Source organism: Opacimonas viscosa, assembly GCF_024199005.1.
Classification (GTDB): Bacteria; Pseudomonadota; Gammaproteobacteria; order Enterobacterales; family Alteromonadaceae; genus Opacimonas; species Opacimonas viscosa.
Genome location: NZ_JANATA010000035.1, coordinates 1 through 6,505, shown reverse-complemented (window position 1 = coordinate 6,505; position 6,505 = coordinate 1). Strand labels below are relative to the sequence as shown.

General features: G+C 40.0%; 5 protein-coding genes. All 5 read right to left on the bottom strand.

Annotation, left to right across the window (positions count from 1 at the left end; translation table 11 throughout):
• The coding region (locus tag NLF92_RS12465) for a hypothetical protein (protein ID WP_254102469.1) at positions 1 to 321 on the bottom strand (321 nt) is incomplete at its 3' end.
• A 138-nt stretch (positions 322 to 459) separates the two neighbouring features.
• Positions 460 to 1,611: a beta-barrel domain-containing protein gene (locus tag NLF92_RS12460; protein WP_254102467.1), complete on the bottom strand. Its 1,152-nt coding sequence runs from the start codon at positions 1,609 to 1,611 to the stop codon at positions 460 to 462.
• On the bottom strand, positions 1,608 to 3,719 hold the full coding sequence (locus tag NLF92_RS12455) for an ATP-binding cassette domain-containing protein (RefSeq protein ID WP_254102465.1): 2,112 nt from the start codon (positions 3,717 to 3,719) through the stop codon (positions 1,608 to 1,610). Before NLF92_RS12455 ends, NLF92_RS12460 begins: the two co-directional genes overlap by 4 nt.
• Positions 3,720 to 3,723: 4 nt before the next feature.
• Positions 3,724 to 4,986 carry a TolC family protein gene (locus tag NLF92_RS12450; RefSeq protein ID WP_254102463.1) on the bottom strand — a complete coding sequence of 421 codons (1,263 nt, stop codon included), beginning with the start codon at positions 4,984 to 4,986 and terminating at the stop codon, positions 3,724 to 3,726.
• A gap of 65 nt (positions 4,987 to 5,051) precedes the next feature.
• Positions 5,052 to 6,505: putative Ig domain-containing protein (locus NLF92_RS12445; protein ID WP_254102461.1), on the bottom strand; the 1,454-nt coding region annotated here is incomplete at its 5' end.

Sequence of the window (6,505 nt, the reverse complement as noted above, 5' to 3'; positions counted from 1 at the left end):
AGTCACATCAATATTTCTGGTTGAAAATGCTAGAGAGACTAGTTCTGGAGGAGTTGTGTCCGTTTCTGACCTAGATGTACTAAATGACATAAAAGATTTTTTCACTTTCGGATTTGATACTCTGCTACTTTTTATTTCACGTTGACAATTCTCTAAAAGGGCACTCATTAAACTAGGTTCTAATGAGCTAAGCTCATTTTCCGCGAGGTAAATTTCAATCTCAGGTTGATTACACTCGATTAACGCTTCGATATAGTCTGATGCTATGCTTTGACCTGAAAAGAAAAATAAGGTCGTAAATATTAAAAGTTTATAATCCATTTTCATTCTTTAATCACCCAAACCAATATATTCATACTATTCATTACTCTAAGCGTTCACACCGCTCGTAACTTGTGTATCAAGAAAGAACACTATACTTGGGTGTTATAATAACAGGTGTGGTGTTAAACCGTTACTTCATCGCTCACTTCCTGCTCCTTGAAACGCCCTAGTAACAGGTTTCATGATGTATTCTAATACTGTCCGTGATCCTGTCTGAATATCTACGCCAGCTGTCATACCCGCTTTTAAGTCAGATAATAACAATTTGGGGTTTGAAGATTGCTTATCAATTTTTACCAGTGCCTTATAAAATACGGAGTTTTGACCATCCGCGGCTTCTTGGGACAATGTATCAGAACTTAGATAGGTTAACTCTCCGTTTAAACCACCATAAATCGTATAATCAAAAGCATCTATTTTTACACTTGCTGGCATGCCAATTTCCAAAGAACCAATATCTGCAGGATTAATTTTGACCTCAACAAATAATTCCGTATCGGCAGGGCTAATTTGCAATAACTCATCACCAGCTCTTAAAACACCACCTATCGTATCAATTCGTAGTGATTTTATGACCCCATCTAAGGGCGCTTTTAGCTCAGTATGTTTTAAGATACTTTCACGTTCCAATAACTGATATTGCTCAGAAATAAATTGTTGTTGTAACTGGGTGACTTCTTCTCGGGCTCGCTGTTTAAACTCATTATTTATAGTGGTTAATTTACCTTCTAACTCTACCACTTGACGACGACTGCGCATCACGTCTAAGCGACTAGCATCGCCAGTAGCAAATAGGCTTTCATTAATCGAGAGCTCTTCTTGAGCAATTCCTAATGCCGTTTTACCCGTTGTTAATTCAGCCTCTAAACCTAAAGCGGCTTGTTTAAATAAAGCTTGTTGTTCTTTAACTATATGTGGATAAACTAATTCATCTGGTGTAAAACTTAATGGGGTATCCTGAGCTTGGGCACGTGCTCGAGTTAATGCCGCTGAGAGTGCCGCGACCTTTGCTCGCCCTTCTTCGACACCAGCTTTAGCCCTTTCATCTTCTAGCGTTGCAATGACATCTCCTTGTCTCACCGGATCGCCCTCTGCAACATAAATTTTCTTTATCACTCCACCATCTGCAGCTTGCACGATTTGTGTCCGAGTTTCTGTTACTAGCTGCCCTGGAGCTCTCACTGTTTGGTCGAGTTCGAACCAAGTTGCCCAAACACCAAATGCAATCAAGCCTAAAAGAAGCATGTAGATCATACCTCTACGTTCCTTTGTTTGAGTATAGATCATACTTGGCCTCCTGGTTGTTTTGAGGCTGCTTGTTGTGTTTTTTCTTGGAGTTTTTGTAATACTGGCTCTTTGGGGCCATCTAACATAATTTTATTATCAACTACGACAATGACTCGTTCTACTAAAGAAAGCATTTCTGGTTTATGTGTAATTAAAACTAGGGTATTATTTGGCTGAATATGTTGTTTCAACGCCGCAATCACTTTTAATTCAAAAGTTCGATCAATACTTGCTGTAGGCTCATCCAATAACCAAATTTTCGGTTGTCGTAAAAATACTTTTGTTAAATTAACTAATTGCTTTTGTCCTCCAGATAAACCGGTTCCCCCTTCAGCAATTGGGCATTGTAGCCCCATAGGGTGTTTAGCAATTAAAGCTTGTTGCAAACCAGATATCTCTGCTGCATGCAAAATAGCATCATCACCTGGGTCAACTAAACCAAGGATTAAATTTTCACGCAAAGTTCCCGAAAATAAACGCCCCTCTTGTTGCACATACCCAATCTGTTCAGCAATAATCGGCTTTGAAATATGACTCAAGTCAATTCCATCTAACATAACTCGACCTGAAGTAGGTTTAAATAAACCAGACAGTAATTTTAATAGCGTTGATTTACCCGCACCAACAGGGCCGATTATTCCTATTTTCTCACCAGGTTTTACTTTCAAATCTTTGATGTTAAGTGCTGTGCGCTCGTCATAATTTACCAAGACATCTTGGAAATTATATTGTCCTTGGACTTTCTCAACCACAACGGGTTGGTCAACGCCATAGTGATCATCTTCCAATGACCACATTCTATCCAAGCCTTGAAGTGCAGCCTTTACATGGCCCCACTGCACTAGCATATTGGGGATTTTACTAGAAGGGGTCAAGATCCGACCGGATAAAATACTACAAGCAATTAACCCCCCCATACTGAGCTCTCCGCCGGAAACTTTTAAAGCACCTGTCGCGATGATTAAGATATATGAAACTTGGTGAAGTGATGCAATAACAAACTGAGAGTGCTCACTAACTTTACGCATATCTAAATCGTGAACACGTGCCTCATCTGTAGTATTCAACCAACGAGACAACATCCGCCACCCACCTTGACCGGCCTTTATTGTTTCTGCACCTTCGACGGTTTCCACTAAAAGCCCTGTTTTTAAATTATTTGCTTCTGTGGCATCTCGCGTTAAACGCTCTACCTTACGCCGAAAAATAATACCTAAAATCACAGAGATTACTGCAAAGGTAAAAGGAATTATTGCTAATTGGCCACCTATTAAATATAAAACCGAGGTAAAGACAATGATAAAAGGTAAATCAACCAAAAGTTGACTGGGTATAGTAACCAAAAAGTTACGGATGGTTTCGTAACCTTTCAGCTGGGCAGCTAAACTACCCACACTAGCAGGAAGCTGGTCCAAACGAACACCTAAAAATCGAGAATAAATCACTTTAGCCAAGTGACGATCGATATTATCTCCCAAACGCTCATTAATGTTGGAACGTAAAAATTTAACGATAAGCTCAAAGCCTATAGCAATAAACACACCCAACGTTAGCGCTAATAAAGTTTGTTCAGCACCTGTTGGAACAACCCTATCGTAGACTTGCATGCTATATAATGAAGTTGCTAGAGCAACAACATTAATCAAAATACCACCTACAATAACCTCTTTTAAACGAGATCTTTCTGATAAAACAGCATCTAAAACAACTCGAAAAACTTTCGACGTTTTAATATCTAAAGGTTTCACCAAGTTTATTCTAGCAATTGTATAGTCATCAAGCGTTTCGGGAGTCTCTTCCAGCCAGTCATTTGTTTCAGCATCCTGTCGCTGAACTATCCATTGTCCCAAAGCATTTTGCGCACGTAAAATACACCAGCCCAACTCTGCATGAAACATCAATGCTGGGGTCAATGATTGATCAACTTCAGAGGGTTTTAGCCATAATATTTTTGGAAGATGTAATTGCTGAGCCACAAACTCAAGCTGAGCTTGGCCTTCTTTTTTAGCCGCTGATTCACTGGCCGCTTGTTGAAGCGCTAATCTATCAGCTGGTTGGCGTTGAATACGTGCCAGACGCATAAGGGTGTTAAAAAAAATATCACTCATAGATTTACTTCATATTCACAATTTGGTTCAAGGCTAAAGTTTCTTCTAATCCATTGACTAGAAATGATAAGCGCCAATAACTAAGTACTTTTGCTGCTTTTAGATCTGCTAATTCCAACTCTGCTTGAGAAAGTTCTCGAGCAGTATTCATGACTTCAACCCAAGAGCGACGTCCGGCTAAATACTGGCGATTGAAAGCCTCTGCAATATCTTGGTTGGCAGATAGACTTAATTCTAGAGCTTCTTGCCTTATATCTAAGATCTCTAACTGTGTTAATTCTAGTTTCACCCGTTCAGCAATATCTCGTTCAACTACCTTCACTTCAGCTTTGAGTGTTTGCGTTCGCTGTTCGGAGAGCTTTACTTCCATTAATGCAGAAGAACCCGCACCAAAATCACTTTGAAAACCTACAAATACACGATTTTGAAAAGGTATTGAAGTTGAAAAATCACCTCTTTGATGTTCTGCTCGTAAATAAATTTCTGGTGCTAACGCAGATATTTCCTCTAAGTTTTCAAACTCGCTTCTTTTGATATCCGCAGCAAATCTTTTTAAAGTAGGATTTATTGCAAGGGCATTTTGTATCATTACAGCTTCATTGCTAGGCTCAAACGCAAGAAACTGTCTTGGAGTGAGAGTGATTGGAATTGATTCACCAATTAATTGTTCTAGTTTCACTTTAGCTGCTCTAATTTGTAACTCAGCATTTGCTGCTTGAGCCTCTATCTGTGCTAAACGAGCAAGACTGAGCTTAACCTCCGAAGGAGAGCTGGCCCCCAGATTACTTCGGCGAGTGACACTTTCTTTCAATTTTTTATGAGTATCAATACTCTTTGCTAACGCATCACTTCGTAACGTGGCTACAAACCATTCTCCCCAGGACTGTAAAACAGCTTGAGCTAGTTCGACCTGGACTTCATTGATGGTTAGAGTTTGACTTTCATAACCTGCATAAAACTTGTTTTTAGCATGAGTTAAACGACCGAAAGTATACAAAGGTTGTTGTAGTCTAAACGTTGCAACTGATTGAGAGTTAGCATAGCTAATATCCGAATCTCGAGTAGCAGCGACATTTTCAAAACTAACAGAAAAAGTAGGCAAAAATTGTTCACTAGCCAAATCCAGCTGAGTTTTAGCTATATTTAACCGTGATTTTTCCACCAGAATATCTGGGTGAGACTGTAAAGTTTTGGTTATCATTGTACCAAGATCATCTGCTCTTACTGACAAACTCAAGCACAACATTACCAACAAAAATTTTGGCATATTTTTCTTAATTAGATTTATAAAGGTAAAAAAAGCAAATAGAGGGCCTCAGCCCTCTTATTTTATTAAGCAGTAATAACAGATGAATCGTCTACATCCAGACCCAATGTGTTATTTACTCCTTCTAGGGAACTATCAGCATTACCTTCTTCATCTGTCGATGCTAATTCATCTTCCAGGCCAACATATAAGCGTGGGTCGCCATCGCCCCCCGTTAAACCAAGATACAATTCGGCATTCTCAGAACCATTACCGCTGGCAAACACCTCAAAAGCCAAAACGTTAAGATTCTCAGGGTCATTAAATGCGTCATCAACATAGATTTTGTCACCAGCACCAAACTCGTCTAAGAAAACAGAGAAATCAGTATTGGTTTCTAATCCCGCTCCAACGTTTTCATCGCCACCACTTGGGTTTTTATCACTGAAAACGAATACATAGTCGGCTCCTGAAGCGTCAATCCTAAATACATTCCCAGTTTCTATGTCATCGGCTAATGAGGCGACTGTTCCTGATGTCGTACCGATACCTAAACCTTCAATATCTACCCACTGCGCGCTTTCAACTAACGTCCCATCTGTAGCACTCATAACGTAGGCCTGTGCGGCTTCGTTAAAAATATCATACGCTTCGATAACAGCATCCTCTGCCGCATCATGGAATGCATCTGAAGCAGTACGTAATAACTCGGCTGTAAATGAGGCAAATGTACCTGTAATCTCAGTTGTACCTAAGTTTCTTATTCCTATTAAATCAAATGCTTGTTGATTAGTGAGCTCAACTGCTTCAAACGTTGATGTATCTCGCCATGTGTAAACAGTATCATCAGCCAACCAGTCGATGAGCCATTTGTTTTCGAAAAAGTTAGCTTGTGATGCAACCTCATCTAATTGTCCAAGGTTTGCAATACTATCTGCCCCACTTGTCGGTGTAACGGTCTCAAACGTAACATCCGCAAAAGCTCCTGACGCTAAACCGCTTGCTGAACTCAAAAAAGCACCATCATCAATTGACAGCGTATATGAGGAGGATAAATCCAAATCAAAATACTCATCCACATTGACAATAATTAGCCCATTTTCGTTATCAATGGTGACTAAGTCTGAGGTAACATCTATCGTGAAACTATTCTGTTTAGTCTCTCCTTGGTAACCTTCCGCCTCATTATCCGTAAACGTAATGGTTTTCCCGGATACCGCTGTAACTGCTTGGTTTACCTGTAATACAATATCCGAGCGAACATCTAACATCTTATTACCTAGTTCACTTAATGCGGTCGTAATGACTGGCACTGATACTACGTCGACATCAAACGTCGTCGAGACACTCAGGCCGTCTTTATCTGTCGCGGTGACGGCTAAGTTGGAAATGACTAATTCGCTAGTAAAAGTACCGGCTAGGATGCCATCAACAAAAGTGATGCCTTCAGGTAATGTGGTATCGATGGTAAACGTTAATTCATTCCCAGCATCCACATCTGTAAACGCTGACTTAACATCTAAGCTAAACGCTTGACCGA